The organism is Flavobacterium xizangense, assembly GCF_054075145.1.
In genome coordinates this window covers 41,680-59,819 of the sequence record NZ_JBSIPG010000006.1, presented here as the reverse complement: position 1 = coordinate 59,819, position 18,140 = coordinate 41,680, and the positions used below count along the sequence as shown (strand labels likewise).

Genomic DNA, 18,140 nt, shown 5'->3' with positions numbered 1-18,140 from the left:
GAATTTGGAGTTTCAAAATTAGAATTAAAAAAAATAGAAAAATATGTTATACTATTTATTTGAATATTTTGACAAAACATTAGATATACCTGGAACTGGAGTTTTTCAGTATATCACTTTTAGATCGGCTTTGGCTTTAATGCTTTCGTTGCTTTTATCCACGATTTATGGAAAACGTATTATCAACTTTTTGCGCAATCAGCAAGTTGGTGAAACAGTTCGTGAGCTAGGTCTTCAAGGGCAAAATGAAAAAGCGGGAACACCTACAATGGGGGGTCTGATTATCATTTTTGCAACTCTTGTACCTGTTTTGTTGTTTGCTCGTTTGCATAATATTTATATCGTATTGCTTATTGTGACTACACTTTGGATGGGAACAATTGGCTTTATTGATGATTATATCAAAATATTCAAAAAAGATAAAGAAGGTCTTAAAGGAATTTTCAAAGTAATTGGTCAAGTTGGTTTGGGAGTAATCGTAGGAGCTGTTCTTTATTTTAATCCGGCGGTAACAGTTCGTACTGATACAGGAAGAACAGATGTTTTTAAAGCATCACAAAACACAACGATTGTTTTGCCGGCACCTGTTGAAGAAAAATCAACTGCTACGACAATTCCTTTTGTAAAAAACAACGAATTTGATTATGCCGAATTATTAGCTTGGACAGGAGATGGATATGAAAAATGGGCTTGGTTGATTTTTATTCCGGTTGTAATTTTTATCATTACAGCGGTTTCTAACGGAGCAAATTTAACTGACGGAATTGATGGGCTCGCGGCAGGAACTTCCGCAGTTTCAGTACTCGCGCTCGGGATATTTACATTCGTTTCGGGAAATATCATCTTCTCGAATTATCTTAATATTATGTATATCCCTAATTCGGGGGAAATGACAGTTTTTATATCTGCATTTGTTGGAGCATTAATCGGATTTCTTTGGTATAACTCTTATCCGGCATCTGTTTTTATGGGAGATACAGGAAGTTTAACTATTGGAGGAATCATCGCAGTTTTAGCAATTGCCGTTCGTAAAGAATTATTGATTCCGTTATTATGTGGAATCTTTTTAGTAGAAAATTTTTCAGTGGTTTTACAAGTAAGTTATTTCAAATTCACTAAAAAGAGATACGGCGAAGGACGTAGAATTTTCCTGATGTCGCCACTGCATCATCACTATCAGAAAAAAGGATATCACGAAAGTAAAATTGTGACTCGTTTCTGGATTGTTGCAATTATGTTAGCCATTTTGTCAATCGTTACTTTAAAGTTAAGATAGATGAGGCTGGTAGTTTTAGGAGGAGGAGAGAGCGGTGTAGGCACTGCCATCCTCGGGAAGAAAAAAGGATACGATGTTTTTGTGTCTGATTTTGGAAAGATAAAAGAAAGCTATAAAGAAGTTCTTATAATTAATAAAATCGCCTGGGAAGAAGAGCAGCACACTGAAGATCTTATTCTGAATGCCGATGTGGTAATGAAAAGCCCGGGAATTCCTGAGAAATCACCAATAGTAAAAAAGCTGATTGCGGCTGGAGTAAAAGTAATTTCGGAGATCGAATTTGCAAAACCTTTTACAGAAGCCCTTACAATTGGAATCACAGGAAGTAATGGGAAGACAACTACAACAATGTTGACTTATCATTTGTTAAAATCGGCTGGATTGAATGTTGGTTTGGGAGGTAATATAGGAAAGAGTTTTGCCTGGCAGGTTGCTGAAAATAAGTTTGATGCATACGTTCTTGAATTAAGCAGTTTTCAGCTGGACGGAATTATAGATTACAGGCCAGACATTGCCATAATTACCAATATTAGCCCTGATCACTTAGATCGATATGAATACAAGTATCAAAATTACATCAATTCGAAGTTCCGAATTACAATGAATCAGACAGAAAGTGATTATCTGATTTATGATGCCGATGACGAAGCAAGTGCAGAATGGTTAAAAAATAATACAACAAAAGCAAAATTAATTCCTTTCTCATTAACGAAAAGTTTTGATGAAGGGGCTTCTATAAATAACAACAAAATGGAAATAAAGATCAACCAAGAAGAGTTTACAATGGAAACAGAACACATTGCGTTAGAAGGAAAACATAATATGAAAAACGCAATGGCAGCAAGCTCCGTAGCAAAATTGATGCAAATTAGAAATGCAACAATTCGCGAAAGTTTATCTAATTTTCAGGGTGTTGAGCACCGTTTAGAAAAAGTATTAAAAATACAAAACGTACAATATATCAACGATTCAAAAGCAACAAATGTAAATGCAACTTTCTTTGCGTTAGACAGCATGAATGTTCCGACTGTTTGGATTGTAGGAGGTGTTGATAAAGGAAATGATTACAACGAATTAATGTCATTAGTACGTGAAAAAGTAAAAGCAATTATTTGCTTAGGAATCGATAATCGTAAAATTATTGATGCTTTTGGAAATGTTGTTGATATTATGGTTGAAGTAAACAATATGAACGATGCTGTAAAAACAGCACAAAGATTAACAGAAAAAGGCGATGCCGTTTTATTGTCTCCAGCCTGCGCAAGTTTCGATTTATTCGAAAACTACGAAGACAGAGGAAAGCAATTCAAACAAGCGGTTCATAATTTATAATTTTAGATTTTAGAGTTCAGATTTTAGATTATCGCTAAGCTTTGAACTCAAAATGATATAAGTTCTTTTTGATTATGACGACGGATGAAATGAAGTTGAGAACAAAAAAGTTCTCTTTGGGTGTAATTGGTTTAGCTGAAAAATTACCTGGTGCATACATTGTAAAAGTAATTGCAAATCAAATTGTAAGAAGTGGTACGTCTGTTGGAGCAAATTATAGAGGAGTTTGCACAGCAAGAAGTGATAAAGAATTTATTTCTAAAATGAATATTGTTTTAGAAGAAGCTGATGAAACTTTATTTTGGTTGGAAATTATAAAAGAAAAAGATTGGAGTGATAAATCAGAATTAGAAATGATTTTGAAAGAAGGAAATAAGTTAACAGCCATTTTCGTCAGCAGTTTAAAAACAGTAAATAAAAGAATCAATAAATAAAAAATCGAAGGTTTTAGAAAATAATTTAAAATCTAAAATCAGAAATCTAAAATTAAGATGAAAGAACTGGTAAATAAACTAAAAGGAGATAGAGTAATATGGTCATTCGTGGCTTTATTAGCACTGTTTTCGTTTATGCCTGTTTTTAGTGCGAGTAGTAATTTAGCATATATAGGTCACGGAACCGGAAATACATTAGGGTATTTGGTAAAACATTTGGCTCACATTTGTATCGGATTCTTGATTATTTATTGGGTGCATAAAGTGCCGTATCATTATTTCAGAGCGATTTCAAAAATTGCTTTGCCAATAGTTTGGTTCTTGTTGCTTTATACATTGTTGAAAGGAACTGTTATTGCGGGAGCAAATGCGAGCCGTTGGATTCAGGTGCCATTTATTGGAATTACATTTCAGACTTCAACTTTGGCTTCGATTGTTTTGTTCATTTTTGTAGCACGATATTTGTCTAAAAAGAAAGAAGAAAATGAGCCTTTCCAAGTATCATTTATACAGCTTTGGATTCCGGTGTTTATTACATTGGCATTGATTCTGCCTGCGAATTTTTCAACTACAGCATTGATTTTTGCAATGGTTTTAATGCTTACGTTCATTGGAAAATATCCATTAAAACATATTGGGATTATTATCGGTTCTGGAATTGCCATGTTGGCATTTTTCCTTTTGGTTGCAAAAGCTTTTCCGGATTCAAGATTTTTCAGCAGGGTTTCAACCTGGGAAAGTCGTATCATGAATTTTACAACAGATAAACCTGATGAAGATGATTATCAGATCGAAAAAGCTAAAATTGCCATTGCATCTGGAAAATTAGGCGGTTTAGGTCCGGGGAAAAGCGTTCAGAAAAACTTTTTGCCACAATCATCTTCCGATTTTATTTATGCCATTATTGTTGAAGAATATGGATTAGTAGGAGGAGTTGCAATATTGATTTTGTATTTATTGCTTTTGTTTCGATTTGTTATAGCATCGCACAAAGCCAATACATTATTTGGAAAATTAGTCGTCGTCGGACTTGGGTTTCCAATGATATTTCAGGCGATGATTAATATGGCAGTTGCGGTTGAATTATTGCCGGTTACAGGACAAACTTTGCCGCTGATAAGTTCAGGAGGAAGTTCGATTTGGATGACCTGTTTAGGCCTCGGAATTATCATCAGCGTTACAAAAAAAGAAGAAGAAATTGCAGAAGAGAAAATAGAGAAAGAACGAAGAAAAGAAGCACTGCAAAGATTAATTGATAAAGAATTAGCAGAAGAGGATTTGCCAGCTGATGAAGTATATGAAGAAGAGGCAATGTATTCAATCGAAGATAATTCAAGAAATCCGATGAATGCTGTTTTGAATAAATAAGTTAAATATAATAATTTTTTAAAAAGTTGTAATTTTTAGAAAGATGACAAAGTATAAATTCATACTTAGCGGAGGAGGAACAGGAGGGCATATTTATCCTGCAATTGCAATTGCAAATGAATTAAAATTACAATTTCCTGATGCAGAATTTCTTTTTGTAGGCGCCAAAGATAAAATGGAAATGCAAAAAGTGCCTCAGGCTGGTTACGAAATAAAAGGTCTTTGGATTGCAGGTTTACAGCGAAAATTGACTTTGCAGAATATGATGTTTCCTCTTAAATTGGCTTCGAGTTTATTAGAGTCAAGACGAATTATTAAAAAGTTTAAGCCAAACGTAGTAATCGGAACGGGAGGTTTTGCGAGTGGACCATTATTGCAGGCAGCAGGTGGAGCGGGAATTCCAACAGTTATTCAGGAACAGAATTCTTTTCCAGGTATAACAAATAAATTGTTAAGCAAAAAAGCAAATGCCATTTGTGTTGCTTACAAAAATTTAGAGCGATTTTTTCCAGCTGATAAAATTGTTTTGACTGGAAATCCGGTTCGTCAGGATTTAATTGATATTGAAAGTAAACGCGATGAAGCAATTACTTTTTATGGTTTAGATCCGAATAAAAAAACATTGCTGGTTTTAGGTGGAAGCTTAGGTGCAAGAAGAATCAATCAGTTAATTGAAAAAGAATTGCAAAATTTTCTTTCGCAGGATGTTCAGCTAATCTGGCAATGCGGAAAGTTATATTTTGAAGATTATAAAAAATACAATCAGCAAAACGTTAGAGTTGTTGATTTCATTGAAAGAATGGATTTTGTTTATGCAGCTGCCGATGTGATTATTTCGAGAGCCGGAGCATCATCGGTTTCAGAATTATGTATTGTTGGAAAACCAGTAATTTTTATTCCGTCGCCAAATGTTGCTGAAGATCATCAAACTAAAAATGCGCAGGCAATTGTTGATGCCAAAGGTGCTATTTTATTGAAAGAATCAGAATTGGATAATGAATTCAGTATTGTTTTTGAAGCACTGCTGAAAGATGAAGGAAAACAAAAACAATTAAGTTCGAACATTAAAAAACTGGCAATGCCAAAAGCTACACAAGATATTGTAGCAGAGATTGTGAAGTTAATTAAATAATAAAATAAAGTTAATGGCTTAAAGCCTAAAGCTTAATGCTTAAAGCAAATTAAAATGAATTTAAATCAAATACAAAACGTTTATTTTATTGGTATTGGAGGCATCGGAATGAGTGCCCTGGCCCGCTATTTTAAATATATTGGGAAACAGGTTTCAGGTTACGATAAAACGCCGTCAATGCTTACAAGTGAATTAATTGAAAGTGGTATTGATATTCATTTTGAAGATAATATTAATTTGATTCCAACTGATTATTTTGTAGAAAATACATTGGTGATTTTTACTCCTGCAGTTCCTAAAACACATTCAGAATGGAATTATTTTATTGAAAGAAATTACGAAATTAAAAAGCGTGCAGAGGTTTTAGGAATTATTACTAAAGACACTTTTAGTTTTGCAGTGGCAGGAACGCACGGAAAAACAACAACATCTAGTATTCTAGGGCATATTTTGTATGAAAGCGGAGCAGATGTTACGGCGTTTGTTGGAGGAATTGTAGAAAATTATAACTCAAATTTAATTGGAACCGGAAAAACGGTAACAGTTGTTGAAGCAGATGAGTTTGACAGATCGTTTTTGCATTTGCATCCAAATATCGCCTGCGTAACTTCAATGGATGCAGATCATTTAGATATTTATGGAACAAGTGATGCTATTGAAGATTCTTTCAGAGAATTTGCTTCAAAAGTAGAAGATAAAAACAATCTTTTTATCACAAAAGAATTGCCTTTAGAAGGCGTTCAGTGTGCTATAAATGAAGATGCACTTTATAAGGCTTATAATGTTCGAATTGAAGACGGAAGCTATGTTTTTGATGTACAGACACCATCAGAAATTATAAAAGACCTTCATTTTGGATTGCCTGGAAAACACAATTTAATGAATGGACTGATGGCTATTGCGATGGCTAAAACGTACGGCACCCCGACCGACGCTATTGCAAAAGCCATTGCTTCATTCAGAGGGATCAGAAGACGTTTTTCTTATCAGATTAAATCGGATAAGTTAGTTTACATAGATGATTATGCACATCATCCAACAGAAATAAATGCTGTTCATCAAGCAGTTAGGGAATTGTATCCGGGACGAAAAGTACTGGCGATTTTCCAGCCGCATTTATTCAGTCGAACAAAAGATTTTGTGGATGGATTTGCAGAAAGTTTGTCAAAATTCGACGAAGTGTTTTTAATGGATATTTATCCAGCACGCGAATTGCCAATGGAAGGAGTTACATCAGAATGGCTGTTGGGAAAAATGACAAATTCGAACAAACAAATTGTTGCAAAAGAAGATTTATTGGAAAAAATCAAAGCCAATGATGCTCCAATAATTGTAACAATAGGAGCAGGTGATATTGGAGAAATGGTTCCGTCAATCAAAAAAATGCTAGATGAAAATATTTAATTGGACAAATATTCGATTAGTACTTATTTTAGGACTCGTACTTTTTTTATATTCTTTCGCACAGCATCGAAATGGCGATCGAAAATTGAAGAAATCGATAGTCGTTTTTGTAGGAGAAAATGCGCTTTTTGTGAAGGCAGAAACGGTTAATAAATTGTTGATAGAAAATAAAAGAGACGCTTCGAGTATTAGAAAAGATGAACTAGATTTGAATAAGATAGAAAAATCCCTTGATACGCAAGACATGATTGAGAAGTCAGACGTTTTTGTAAGTATCGATGGCGTTCTAAAAGCGGTAGTGAAACAGAAGACACCAGTAGCGCGAGTTTACGATGGTGATCAATCTTTTTATATTGACTATGAGGGCAATAAAATGCCCTTGTCAGACAATTTTACAGCGCGAGTTCCTCTTGTTTCGGGGGCAATAAATGAAAAAAATAACGAAGATTTAGCTGCTTTATTTCGCACAATTTATGACGATGCGTTTTTGAAAAAAAACATCATTGCAATACAAATTATGCCTAATGGCAGCCTAAAAATGTTTAATCGAAACTATGATTTTGTCATAGATTTTGGAAGAACGATGAATGTTGATAAAAAATTTAGAAACTATAAGGCGTTTTTTCAAAAAGCAGTTTTAGATAGTTCGTTATACAAATACAATAAGATTGACCTTAGGTTTACGGAACAAGTAGTTTGCACAAAATAATAGAAAATGGAAAAAGATAACATTGCAGTAGGTCTAGATATTGGAACGACAAAGATAGTTGCCATGATAGGCAAGAAGAACGAGTATGGCAAATTGGAGATTTTGGGTATTGGAAAATCCAAAAGTCTGGGTGTTGCGAGAGGAGTTGTAAACAACATCACGCAAACTATTCAGTCAATTCAGCAAGCAATACTTGAAGCAGAAAACAATTCAGGTTATAAAATTAAAGATGTTGTTGTGGGAATTGCCGGGCAACACATCAGAAGTATTCAGCATACAGATTACATCAGCCGTAATAATCCAGAGGAAGTTATTGGCGAAAAAGATATTCAGCTTTTGATTGATCAGGTAAATAAACTGGCTATGTTGCCGGGTGAAGAAATTATTCACGTTTTGCCACAAGAATTTAAAATTGACGGACAATCTGAGATTAAAGAACCAATTGGAATGTACGGCGGAAGATTAGAATCTAGTTTTCACGTTGTAGTTGGTCAGGCATCTTCAATCAGAAATGTTGGAAGATGTATTCAGAGTTCAGGAATTGAACTTTCAGGATTGACTTTGGAACCATTAGCTTCGGCAGATGCAGTTTTAAGTCAGGAAGAAAAAGAAGCGGGTGTTGCGTTAATTGATATTGGAGGCGGAACTACGGATTTGGCCATTTTTAAAGATGGAATCATTCGTCACACAGCAGTAATTCCTTTTGGAGGAAACGTAATTACAGATGATATTAAAGAAGGCTGTTCGATAATTGAAAAACAAGCAGAGCTTTTAAAAATAAAATTCGGATCAGCTTGGCCTGGAGAAAATAAAGACAACGAAATTGTTTCTATTCCTGGTTTAAGAGGAAGAGAGCCAAAAGAAATTTCGCTTAAAAACCTTTCGAAAATTATTCATGCACGTGTAGTGGAAATTATTGAGCAGGTTTTTGCCGAAATTAAAGCTTACGGACACGAAGATCCTCGTAAAAAATTAATTGCAGGAATTGTTCTTACAGGTGGTGGCGCTCAGCTAAAACATATTAAACAATTAGTTGAGTATATTACCGGAATGGACACAAGAATTGGATATCCAAATGAACATTTAGCCGGAAATTCAAGCGAAGAAATTTCTAGTCCATTGTTTGCAACAGCTGTTGGTTTAGTAATGAACAGTATCGAAAATAGTACTCAAAGTGCTGTTCGAATGGAAATTGTAAATGAGCAACCAAAAGTTGTTTACAGAAATGCTCCAGTTCAGCAACAACCACCAGTGCAGCAGCGATACGAAGTAGAAGAAAATTACGTTGAAAGAGTAGAAACTATTGAAGAACCAAGAGAAACAAGAACAAATAAAGTAGAAGCAGAATCTACAGAAACCAAAATAAGGAGATCATTTTTTGACAGATACGTCGATAAAATCAAAGATTTTTTAGACAACGCTGAATAAATATAAGCCGAATAGAGAAAAGAGAAAAGGATTACTTTTTGCCCCAAGTCAAGAAGTAAAAAATGTACTAAATAAGAATTAAAAAACCAAAAAGATGATGAGCAACTCAGAATTTGGAAGCATTTCATTTGATTTGCCAAAAAACCAATCAAATGTAATCAAAGTAATAGGTGTAGGTGGAGGAGGTAGCAATGCTATCAACCATATGTTTAAACAAGGTATTAAAGGTGTTGATTTCATCGTTTGTAATACCGATTCACAAGCGCTGCAGAATAGTTCGGTGCCTAACAAAATTCAGTTGGGTATGAATTTGACAGAAGGTCTTGGAGCAGGAGCAAATCCTGACGTTGGACAGCAGTCTGCTATTGAAAGTATTGCCGATATCGAAAAGATGTTAGACCGTGGTACCAAAATGGTATTTATTACCGCTGGTATGGGTGGTGGTACTGGTACAGGTGCTGCTCCGGTTATCGCGCAATTAGCAAAAGAAAGAGAAATCTTAACAGTCGGTATCGTGACAATTCCGTTTCAATTTGAAGGGAAAGTACGTCAGGAACAAGCGCTTTTAGGAATCGAAAAATTACGTAAACAAGTTGACTCTTTGATCGTAATTAATAATAATAAACTAAGAGAAGTTTACGGAAACCTTGGCTTTAAAGCCGGATTCTCGAAAGCTGATGAAGTTTTGGCAACTGCCTCAAGAGGTATTGCCGAAGTAATTACGCACCACTATACTCAAAATATCGATTTACGTGATGCTAAAACAGTTTTAGCAAATAGCGGAACGGCAATTATGGGATCTGCTGTGTCAGAAGGCGAAAACAGAGCAAAAGATGCGATTGTATCAGCATTGGATTCTCCGTTGTTAAACGATAATAAAATTACAGGAGCCAAAAACGTATTGTTGCTTATCGTTTCTGGATCTAATGAAATAACGCTTGATGAAATCGGAGAGATCAACGATCATATCCAGGCCGAGGCAGGTTACAATGCAAATATTATCATGGGAGTTGGTGAAGACGAAGCTCTTGGTGAAGCTATTGCTGTAACTATTATTGCTACTGGTTTTGATGTTGAACAACAAAACGAAATCGTTAATACAGAGCCAAAGAAAATTATTCACACGTTAGAAGATGAGCAAAGAAGTGTTCATAATTTAACAAATAGACCACTTACTTCTTTTGATTTGAACGCTGAAACACCTACTGCAAAATCTGAGGATAAAGTTGTTTTTGATTTAATGGAAGATACGGTTGCTCCCGTAGCTCAAACTCCAGTTGCTCCAGTTACGCCGCCAACAATTAATCAGGAAGAATTGGTAGTGATGTCTGAGTTTATTAAAAATCTTGATGTGACTTTTGAAATCGTTTCTCCAATTACAGATATCGATTTTAAAATTTCTGCACCAGAAGTGCCAGCTTACCAAGAAGTAAAGCCAGTACAGCAAAGAACTTTTGAAAAGGAAGAACAAACGACTTTCTCATTTGATTTACCTCTTTTTAGAAGTGAACCTGAAGTTAAAAAAGAACCAGTTGCTGAGCAGGAAACTAAAATCATGTTTGAGTTAACAAACGAAACTCGCAATATTAAAGTGAACGATCCGGTTTCATTTGTTCCGGTAACTGAACTTTCTGATAATGGTATCATCAAATATTCGTTAGAAGAATATATGGAAGTTGAAAATGAATTGACAGCTTCAAAACCAGTTGAAAAAGTGGTTGAAGATGTAGTTCCTGAGGAATTAAACATTACGTTGAAACCAAGAGTTGATTTTGCAAGCCAGCCTGATTTTACAACAACTGCAGAAGTTTCTCCAATGGAATTGACAATTGAAGAAACATTGCGTTTGCGTGCCGAAGAAAGAAGAAAGAAACTAAAAGAATTTAATTATAAATTTCATAACAATGTTTCTAGAATTGATGAGTTGGAAAAAGAGCCAGCTTACAAAAGATTAGGAATCGATTTGTCGAATTCTCAGTCAAATAACACCAATTCGAGAATTTCAGTTGGAACAGACAGTAACAACGATTTGCAATTGCGTTCAAATAATTCATTTTTGCACGACAACGTAGATTAATTTTACAATCTTAATATTAGGATAGCCCGAAAATTGGATTTAATTTTCGGGTTATTTTTTTTATCTTCGCACAGAATTTAGAAATTTGACTTCCTAAATAGGTTTTTAAAGTGAATCTTATTGTCAGTTCGAGCGAAGTCGAGAACAAATTCCAAATTAATATATCAATTAGTAAGCGTTGCTTATTCAAATAAAAATAAAGATGAGTTTACAGACACAAATCATGGACGAAATAAAAACGGCCATGAAAGCAAAAGATACAGTAGCTTTAGAAGCATTAAGAGCAGTTAAATCTGAATTATTATTAGCTTCAACGGCATCAGGATCTAAAGAAGAATTGACTGAAGACGATGAGATTAAATTGCTTCAGCGATTAGTAAAAACGCGTAAAGAAAGCGCAAGAATCTTTACAGAACAAAATCGTCCAGACTTAGCTGAACCAGAATTAGCTCAGGTGGCAGTAATCGAGAAGTTTTTACCAGCTCAATTAAGCGAAGAGGAAGTAGAAGCTGTTATAGCAAAAATAATTGCTGAAACTGGAGCTTCTGGAATAGCTTCAATGGGTAAAGTTATGGGATTGGCATCTGCTCAATTAGGCGGAACTGCTGAAGGAAAAACCATTTCGACAATTGTGAAGAAATTACTTTCGTAATATAATTTTAGATTTTAGTCCCGATAGCCATCGGGACAGATTTTAGATTGAATTTGAATTCTAAAGTCATAAATCTAAAATAAAAATGACCTCGTAGTTCAACTGGATAGAATATCAGATTTCGGCTCTGAGGGTTGGGGGTTCGAACCCCTCCGGGGTCACTATAAAAGCGCAAGTCTTATCTTTTAAGACTTGCGCTTTTTTATTATGCAATTGTCCAATATCTATGAGACAATTTTATGAATAAAAAAATAACGGTTAATTATTTCTCAGTTTTCTTCTTATAATTCTTAATCAGTACAAAAATCGAAAATAAAAAGACAACAATATAAATAATCGCCAGAGCTGGCTTTTCAAATTTTAGCGTTTCAAAGTCAAATTGCTTAAACAATACTACGCCTAAAATGATTGCGATAATCGAAAAAGTAAATCGTAATGCGCTTTTGTTTTCCATATTTAATGTTTGATTGTGATTAGTAATTCTTTTCTGATTATTAAGCTAATATAATGAAATATTTTAATTCCGATTTCCTATTTTAGCAAAGTAGAGGACGACAGGTTCTTCAATCCCAAATCAAATTTAAAATATGTTTGTTTTCTTCTTTATCGGAATCTTGATTGCTTTAGTATTAGGAGTAATTGTTTTCAGAATCATTGAGCCTATTTATCTGTTGATGTTCAATAAGCCATTATTTTTGTTTTGGTACCCAATTTTAAAACAAATTGATCCGAGAGATAAGACCATTTTGGAACGCGAATTTCCATATTATTTTAATTTATCGGATAAAAAGAAAAGATATTTTGAACATCGGGTAGGGTGTTTCATTGAACATTACAATTTTGAAGGAAAAGAAATTGAAGTCACTCAAGAGATGAAATTGATTATTGCCGGAACTTACGTAATGTTGACTTTCGGAATGCGAAATTACCTACTTGAGCTTTTTGAAAATATTATTATTTACCCAACAGCCTATTATTCGACAATCAATCAGGCATATCACAAAGGAGAATATAATCCGAGGATGAAATCGGTTGTTTTTTCATGGGAAGATTTCCAAAGCGGACATAAGACGCAAGATAATATTAATCTTGGGTTACATGAATTTACTCATGTTCTTCATTTTTATTCCAGAAAAAGCTCAGACCCAGGAGCTGTGATTTTCTGTGATGAATTTACCGAAATCGAAAAGTATTTCGATAATCAATATTTAACGAACAAGCTTAAAGAAAGGAATTATTTTAGAGATTATGCGTATACCAATAAATTTGAGTTTTTGGCTGTAATTTTGGAGCATTTTTTTGAAACGCCTGAAATCTTTAAAAAAGAATTTCCAGAGTTGTTTGAACGTGTCAAATTAATGATAAATTATAGCGAACTGTAGAGTCCGCTTATTCTTCCAATATTTTTTCGGTATCTACAGCGTTGTTTTCCTGGTATAATTTTCGACCAATTTTTCCCCTATCACCAAGAGCGCGACCTTTTATCAGCCAGGCAATTCCAAAGGCAAAAAGAGCAATAGTTTCGAAAACCAAAGTGGAATACGTAAACAGTTTAAATTTTTCTGAAATAGGCACCAGGATCAGTGATCCCAAAATCGTATAACCGCAAAATCTGTAAATATTATTTTCGTTTAAAATGCTTTTAGAAGTTCTAGTTTCGCCTGTCTGACCAATCGTAAAAACATTGATCGCGAGTAAAGCCAATACCAAAAAGAAAACTCCGGCAAAGCCATAATGAAACCATCCCAACCAAGTTTTTGTTGATGGAATAAACGTGTATATTTTTTGTGAAAAGTCAGATGGGTTTGTGGGAATTAGTGCGACACCAATTGCCATAATTCCGGCAATATTGGTCAGTAAATTATCATTTTTCAAGATAGAAGCATTTCCGTGGCCTTTGTACCGAATTAAAAATAAGCCGACAGCAGATAAAGTTCCGGTGAAAATTTCCCTCAAATTAGTATAATAATAATCACTGATGGAAGGTTGTATAGAGGTTTGAAAAAAAGAAACAAGCGAAAAACCAACCAAAAGAATAGGTAGACTTATGCCTAAATACCCAATGGCGCGCCTGATTCGTCTGTAGGTGAAAATATCATAATTTTCAATTTTGATTTCTTTGACACTTATTTTCATAAATATTTCATTTATCGAAAGATAAAGTTATGAGAATGTTTTGTAAGTATTTGATAATTAGTATGTAAAAAAATATGCGTTAATCCGTTTAAATCCTCGTTATCCGTGCGCCATTAGAATTTATTTTCGAGAAAATAAATTCTCGACAACCCAAGCTGGGCCAATTAATAAAAACTGAAGATCTTTTAAGAAAGAAGGTTTTTTGCCTTCAATATTGTGTCCGTAAAATTGTCCAATCCAAGCGATAACAAAAACACCAATCGAGAACATCCACAACGGCACAAACTGGTCGATATAATAATTTAGAATTAAACAAATTGCAGAAAAAACGGCAATTTTAACCGCCATTGCAATCGATAATCGGATATAAAAAACGAGAACAAAAAGTAAAACTACAAAAGCCCAATTCTCAATAACTGGTGCATTCAGTTTTAAAGTATTAGCAATAATTCCGCTCGGAATACTCATTAATAAACCAACAATCGAAAAGAAAATTGCGGGAACGCAAATGTAATGTATCGCTTTGTTTTTAGGGTTTTGATGACTTACGGCATATTCAGCAAACCATTGATCTAATGTTCTCATTTTTTGTGGTTTTAAGATTAGATGTGTAAATCTAATGAAATTTCTTTTAGGTTTTACCGTGTTGTATTTTCATTATTTCATCGACAATAGAAATGGCTTTTTCTAATGTAATTCCGTTTTCTTGGTCTATCGTCAAAGGATGATTTTCTTCAATCATTCTTATTTCAGGAATTAAATCTAAGCCTTGTTCAATTGCAATCGATTTTAAAGATAAAGTTTCACCGTAAGTAGGTACATTGGTTTGCATCCAACCAAAATAAGGTTTTTGATTTACTCGGTTTGGATCTTCCCATAAATCCATTCGTAAGCAGAAATTATCTTCACTTATCGTAGTCCATACATTAAAAACCAAATCTTCATGATAATCAATTATCGGAATTGTCAATCTCCCTTGATGGAAAAAAAAATCTTCATCTATATAGCACCAACTTCCTCCATATTCAATTCGTTTTTCTCTTTCTTTTGGCGGAATAGTAAAATAATAAGCAGGGAATTCGTTTCCAAAACACAAAGGCATTTGATTAAAAATTTCTCCGCAGCAGGAACATTTGTAGGTATACATTTTTTAGTTTTTTAATAAACTTACGTTCTGATTGTATTGAAAAACATTATCCCAAAGTTCATCAATTGTGATAAGCGCTTCTTTAACCGGAATAACTTCCCACTTTCCATTATTTTCTACACCAAGTCCAATACTTTTTAATTTTAATAAAGCATCGTTGACATCAAAATCCAAATCGGTTTTTAATTGGGTTTTAAACCAGGATTCTATTTGAGAGTCGAGCTCTTCTGCGCTTAATGGTTTGTCGCTTTTATGTAAAAACGAATAAGCCAAAATAGTTTCTTTCATTACTTCTTCTTCAGACGAATTCAAAAGCGAATAAAATGCGCCACTGTTGTTTCCGAGATTCTTGAAATACAAACTATCAGAAAGCATTTTAGAATATCGGATTTTTTTGTTTATGAAATTATTGTATTGGCGGAAACAATAGGCAGACAAAATTCCTAAAGCAATTAATCCCTGATTAAGAGAAGTTTTGCTGTTCAATAAGTCAATGGTTTCGCCCGTTTCATAGGCATTATACATGTTGATTAAAGCTGGAATAACTTTGGCACTTAATAACGAAATTCCACCAAAAATCCCCGGAACCCAAAGCAGCATTTTGTCTTTGACAGACATTTTCGGAATCGCATTTGGGAAAATCGTTTCAAGATCGTTTTTCGGAACACGCTTAAAGATTTTCAGTGCAATTGAACCTGGATCAATTGGCATTTTGCCTAATTTGACTTTCTTTTTATTTAGAAAATCTTCATCGCTGTAGTTTAAATAAACTAAAACACGATCATAATATTCAATTTCGATTTCTTTTTTCCAGAAGAAATATTTTTTGACTTTTTCTTTTGCTTTATGATGTCCGCGCGCGTAGAGTTCAAAATCTTTGAAAGCATTAAAGTCGATAGAAAGATTCAGTCCAATTAAATCAGATTCGTTAAAGGCATCGTTTAAAGCTTTTTGATTAATTCTGTAGTAATTACCACGTTCAAGGACTTTCAGTAGTGTTTCTTTAAAAACTGGAAAATCGCTTTTATTGATAAACTGTTCTCGTTCTTTCTCACTTAAATCAGGATCATAAAGTGCATAGTTTTGCTTTAGATTTCGGTTTAAGTTAAAAGATTCGTAATGATAATAGTGTTCGATTATTTCGAAAAGTTTCTTAAAACCATCTACTTTTTTAGGGTCATTAGCGAAAGCGGTAATTTGCTCTTCGAGTAAAAATTCTTTATTAAACGGAATATAATGTTCTCGTGTCATATCGATTTCTGGGCTTTTAATTTCGTGGCGTTTACAGAAATGCAAAAATACTGCTTTTTTTCGAGGAGCAAAGGTGCGGAGTAGCAAAGTGGCAAAGGTTGGATTTTTTTAAAATAAAATAGTTGAAAATAAAGAAGGAAGCTAAATGCTTCCTTTCAATTACTATTTAAGTTTTTGCTCTATTTTTAGCAAACGATTTTCAAGATCTAAAATTCTCTCTTCTTTCTCTTCCAACTGTTTTTTCAGCTCTTGCACTGATTTTACTAATGGCACGACAAAATCTGAATAACGCAAACTATAAAAATCAGTATCACTTTGTGGTTTTACAATTCCGCTAAATTTATAACCAATACTATTTGCCGCACTTTCTACTTCCTGAGCAATAAAACCAGATTGTAATTCTGTGGTTCCTGTTTTCATGTTATAAAGCACAGGACGTAATTTATTTATAAAATCTAAACCGTATGTACTGCTAACGATATTCTTTTTTAAACGAGAATCAGAATAATTTGACCAAGGAACGTAACCGCCTATATCAGTTATATCAGAATTACCAATTGTAACTGTATTTGAACCTTTTCCTCTTGCAGAATCTCCAATTACCACTTCATTTTTTACATCGTCAGAGCTAGTGTGTGTATTAGAACCAATATAAACGCTATTACTCATTTTTTTTACCGTAGCGGGGTTTGCTGAACCAGTTCCGCTTTGAAAACCAATAGCAACATTATTTTCACCATCTTTTATTTCTGGCAGAGATGAACTTCCTATCGCGGTATTATTTTTACCTGAAGTAATATATGATCCTGCATTGTAACCAATACCTACATTTGCTGAGCCATTAAATGTAAATGAAAGAGCAAGTTGTCCTACAGCTGTATTGTATTCCCCGCTCTTATTAGAATTTAGTGAAAAATAACCTAACGCAGTATTGTAATTTCCGGTAGTATTATTATATAGAGAAGCACCACCGAATGCGGTATTATTGCTACCAGTTGTATTGGAGAATAAGGTTGATGATCCAAATGCGGAATTTTGAGTTCCAGTACTTGTTGTAGGTAAGGAAAATGCTCCAAAAGATGTATTTAATATAGCTATACGTCCAGCTTGTATGCTTTTTCTTTTAAAAACTAAATCCTGATCATCTGTAGTTCCAATAAAATTTGTTCCTGCAATTGTTCCTGTGTTTCCATTAGTATTCCACCAATTACCATTAGATATTTTCCTTAAAACGCCGTTAGCATCCGTAGTTAACAATTGATCTGTTAAAGTTCCGTTTTGCAAACCTCCAATGGCTAAGGGATTTTCAGAAGTTGTTTTTATTAAAGTAGGCTTTGTTAAATCTCCGCCCAATTGTACATTTCCCCCAGTTCTGGTTAAACCATTGTCAACAGTAGTGACTGGATTTGTGTAAACTTTTACTTTTTTCCCGTTTGGGGTTACCACTTTTTCAGTTTCTGTCTGTGCCATCACGAATCCGCTTTGAATTAATGTCAGCATAAGTATAATTTTTCTCATTCTCTTTTTTTACTTTTTACTTGTTTTTATCCATTTATCAGATTTTCTCGAAGATAAATGAGCGGGTGCAAAAGTAAAAAGAGGCTGTATTTTTATTCCCTCTAAAAGTCTTGTTTGTATTACAATAGGACAGAATTGAGGTTCTATAACTTTGTAGAAGTGTATTTTTTGGGTTTTTGATAGGATCGTTGCGGAATTTATGAGGGTTATCTTTCTTTCGTCAAGATGGCAAAAAAAAAGTGAAATTTCCAATCGGTTCCAGCGATTTCAAATCCC

At 34.1% G+C, this 18,140-nt stretch carries 17 protein-coding genes and 1 tRNA gene; 12 read left to right on the top strand and 6 right to left on the bottom strand.

Annotated elements, in window-relative coordinates; all coding sequences use genetic code 11:
* The first annotated feature begins 43 nt into the window (after nucleotides 1–43).
* From mraY to ACWA1B_RS14840, 11 genes are all read left to right on the top strand, one after another.
* Nucleotides 44–1,276, top strand: coding sequence for a phospho-N-acetylmuramoyl-pentapeptide-transferase (gene mraY / locus ACWA1B_RS14890; protein ID WP_426486293.1), 1,233 nt, complete (start codon nucleotides 44–46; stop codon nucleotides 1,274–1,276).
* Nucleotides 1,277–2,608 (top strand): UDP-N-acetylmuramoyl-L-alanine--D-glutamate ligase, encoded by a 1,332-nt coding sequence (gene murD / locus ACWA1B_RS14885; RefSeq protein ID WP_456908206.1) that lies wholly within the window; start codon nucleotides 1,277–1,279, stop codon nucleotides 2,606–2,608.
* Nucleotides 2,609–2,697: 89 nt separating this feature from the next.
* Nucleotides 2,698–3,042, top strand: coding sequence for a four helix bundle protein (locus ACWA1B_RS14880; RefSeq protein ID WP_456908204.1), 345 nt, complete (start codon nucleotides 2,698–2,700; stop codon nucleotides 3,040–3,042).
* 57 nt (nucleotides 3,043–3,099) lie between these two features.
* A complete protein-coding gene (locus tag ACWA1B_RS14875) occupies nucleotides 3,100–4,410 on the top strand; it encodes an FtsW/RodA/SpoVE family cell cycle protein (RefSeq protein WP_456908202.1) in 1,311 nt (436 codons plus the stop codon).
* Between the two features lie 43 nt (nucleotides 4,411–4,453).
* Nucleotides 4,454–5,542, top strand: a complete 1,089-nt coding sequence (gene murG, locus ACWA1B_RS14870; protein WP_456908200.1) for an undecaprenyldiphospho-muramoylpentapeptide beta-N-acetylglucosaminyltransferase — start codon at nucleotides 4,454–4,456, stop codon at nucleotides 5,540–5,542.
* Nucleotides 5,543–5,596: 54 nt separating this feature from the next.
* Nucleotides 5,597–6,946 carry a UDP-N-acetylmuramate--L-alanine ligase gene (murC, locus tag ACWA1B_RS14865; protein WP_456908198.1) on the top strand — a complete coding sequence of 450 codons (1,350 nt, stop codon included), beginning with the start codon at nucleotides 5,597–5,599 and terminating at the stop codon, nucleotides 6,944–6,946.
* The gene (locus ACWA1B_RS14860) at nucleotides 6,933–7,655 is read left to right on the top strand and encodes a cell division protein FtsQ/DivIB (protein ID WP_456908196.1); all 723 of its coding nucleotides are present in this window, start codon (nucleotides 6,933–6,935) and stop codon (nucleotides 7,653–7,655) included. The genes murC and ACWA1B_RS14860 overlap by 14 nt, the downstream gene beginning before the upstream one ends.
* 6 nt (nucleotides 7,656–7,661) lie before the next feature.
* The gene (gene ftsA, locus ACWA1B_RS14855; protein ID WP_035651770.1) at nucleotides 7,662–9,083 is read left to right on the top strand and encodes a cell division protein FtsA; all 1,422 of its coding nucleotides are present in this window, start codon (nucleotides 7,662–7,664) and stop codon (nucleotides 9,081–9,083) included.
* A gap of 94 nt (nucleotides 9,084–9,177) precedes the next feature.
* Complete coding sequence (gene ftsZ / locus ACWA1B_RS14850; protein WP_456908194.1) at nucleotides 9,178–11,160, top strand: cell division protein FtsZ; 1,983 nt, start codon at nucleotides 9,178–9,180, stop codon at nucleotides 11,158–11,160.
* Between the two features lie 202 nt (nucleotides 11,161–11,362).
* The gene (locus tag ACWA1B_RS14845; RefSeq protein WP_456908192.1) at nucleotides 11,363–11,812 is read left to right on the top strand and encodes a GatB/YqeY domain-containing protein; all 450 of its coding nucleotides are present in this window, start codon (nucleotides 11,363–11,365) and stop codon (nucleotides 11,810–11,812) included.
* A gap of 87 nt (nucleotides 11,813–11,899) precedes the next feature.
* Nucleotides 11,900–11,973 (top strand) — tRNA-Arg (locus ACWA1B_RS14840).
* Between the two features lie 101 nt (nucleotides 11,974–12,074).
* On the opposite strand, the gene ACWA1B_RS14835 is transcribed toward ACWA1B_RS14840, so the two are convergent.
* Complete coding sequence (locus tag ACWA1B_RS14835) at nucleotides 12,075–12,266, bottom strand: hypothetical protein (protein ID WP_456908190.1); 192 nt, start codon at nucleotides 12,264–12,266, stop codon at nucleotides 12,075–12,077.
* Nucleotides 12,267–12,399: 133 nt separating this feature from the next.
* On the opposite strand from ACWA1B_RS14835, the gene ACWA1B_RS14830 reads away from it, so the two are divergent.
* Nucleotides 12,400–13,194 (top strand): zinc-dependent peptidase, encoded by a 795-nt coding sequence (locus ACWA1B_RS14830; RefSeq protein ID WP_456908188.1) that lies wholly within the window; start codon nucleotides 12,400–12,402, stop codon nucleotides 13,192–13,194.
* 7 nt (nucleotides 13,195–13,201) lie between these two features.
* Here ACWA1B_RS14830 and ACWA1B_RS14825 read toward each other — a convergent pair whose 3' ends face one another.
* The 5 genes from ACWA1B_RS14825 to ACWA1B_RS14805 all read right to left on the bottom strand — a co-directional run bounded on the left by ACWA1B_RS14825 (nucleotide 13,202) and on the right by ACWA1B_RS14805 (nucleotide 17,864).
* Nucleotides 13,202–13,948, bottom strand: a complete 747-nt coding sequence (locus ACWA1B_RS14825; RefSeq protein WP_456908186.1) for a hypothetical protein — start codon at nucleotides 13,946–13,948, stop codon at nucleotides 13,202–13,204.
* A gap of 120 nt (nucleotides 13,949–14,068) precedes the next feature.
* Entirely contained in the window at nucleotides 14,069–14,533 is a 465-nt protein-coding gene (locus ACWA1B_RS14820) for an Mpo1 family 2-hydroxy fatty acid dioxygenase (protein WP_456908184.1), read from the bottom strand.
* A 46-nt stretch (nucleotides 14,534–14,579) separates the two neighbouring features.
* Complete coding sequence (locus tag ACWA1B_RS14815; RefSeq protein ID WP_456908183.1) at nucleotides 14,580–15,095, bottom strand: DUF2199 domain-containing protein; 516 nt, start codon at nucleotides 15,093–15,095, stop codon at nucleotides 14,580–14,582.
* Nucleotides 15,096–15,098: 3 nt separating this feature from the next.
* The gene (locus ACWA1B_RS14810; RefSeq protein WP_456908181.1) at nucleotides 15,099–16,346 is read right to left on the bottom strand and encodes a TMEM143 family protein; all 1,248 of its coding nucleotides are present in this window, start codon (nucleotides 16,344–16,346) and stop codon (nucleotides 15,099–15,101) included.
* A gap of 162 nt (nucleotides 16,347–16,508) precedes the next feature.
* Nucleotides 16,509–17,864: a tail fiber domain-containing protein gene (locus ACWA1B_RS14805; RefSeq protein ID WP_456908179.1), complete on the bottom strand. Its 1,356-nt coding sequence runs from the start codon at nucleotides 17,862–17,864 to the stop codon at nucleotides 16,509–16,511.
* Between the last annotated feature and the right edge of the window lie 276 nt (nucleotides 17,865–18,140).

Bases quoted from the DNA above. Each gene is read 5' to 3' on its own strand.
- murD (WP_456908206.1), top strand. From the start codon at position 1,277: ATGAGGCTGGTAGTTTTAGGAGGAGGAGAGAGCGGTGTAGGCACTGCC.
- ACWA1B_RS14875 (WP_456908202.1), top strand. From the start codon at position 3,100: ATGAAAGAACTGGTAAATAAACTAAAAGGAGATAGAGTAATATGGTCA.
- murC (WP_456908198.1), top strand. From the start codon at position 5,597: ATGAATTTAAATCAAATACAAAACGTTTATTTTATTGGTATTGGAGGC.
- murG (WP_456908200.1), top strand. From the start codon at position 4,454: ATGACAAAGTATAAATTCATACTTAGCGGAGGAGGAACAGGAGGGCAT.
- ACWA1B_RS14830 (WP_456908188.1), top strand. From the start codon at position 12,400: ATGTTTGTTTTCTTCTTTATCGGAATCTTGATTGCTTTAGTATTAGGA.
- ACWA1B_RS14815 (WP_456908183.1), bottom strand. From the start codon at position 15,095: ATGTATACCTACAAATGTTCCTGCTGCGGAGAAATTTTTAATCAAATG.
- ACWA1B_RS14810 (WP_456908181.1), bottom strand. From the start codon at position 16,346: ATGACACGAGAACATTATATTCCGTTTAATAAAGAATTTTTACTCGAA.
- ACWA1B_RS14820 (WP_456908184.1), bottom strand. From the start codon at position 14,533: ATGAGAACATTAGATCAATGGTTTGCTGAATATGCCGTAAGTCATCAA.
- ftsA (WP_035651770.1), top strand. From the start codon at position 7,662: ATGGAAAAAGATAACATTGCAGTAGGTCTAGATATTGGAACGACAAAG.
- ftsZ (WP_456908194.1), top strand. From the start codon at position 9,178: ATGATGAGCAACTCAGAATTTGGAAGCATTTCATTTGATTTGCCAAAA.
- ACWA1B_RS14805 (WP_456908179.1), bottom strand. From the start codon at position 17,864: ATGAGAAAAATTATACTTATGCTGACATTAATTCAAAGCGGATTCGTG.
- ACWA1B_RS14880 (WP_456908204.1), top strand. From the start codon at position 2,698: ATGAAGTTGAGAACAAAAAAGTTCTCTTTGGGTGTAATTGGTTTAGCT.
- ACWA1B_RS14835 (WP_456908190.1), bottom strand. From the start codon at position 12,266: ATGGAAAACAAAAGCGCATTACGATTTACTTTTTCGATTATCGCAATC.
- ACWA1B_RS14845 (WP_456908192.1), top strand. From the start codon at position 11,363: ATGAGTTTACAGACACAAATCATGGACGAAATAAAAACGGCCATGAAA.
- ACWA1B_RS14825 (WP_456908186.1), bottom strand. From the start codon at position 13,948: ATGAAAATAAGTGTCAAAGAAATCAAAATTGAAAATTATGATATTTTC.
- mraY (WP_426486293.1), top strand. From the start codon at position 44: ATGTTATACTATTTATTTGAATATTTTGACAAAACATTAGATATACCT.
- ACWA1B_RS14860 (WP_456908196.1), top strand. From the start codon at position 6,933: ATGAAAATATTTAATTGGACAAATATTCGATTAGTACTTATTTTAGGA.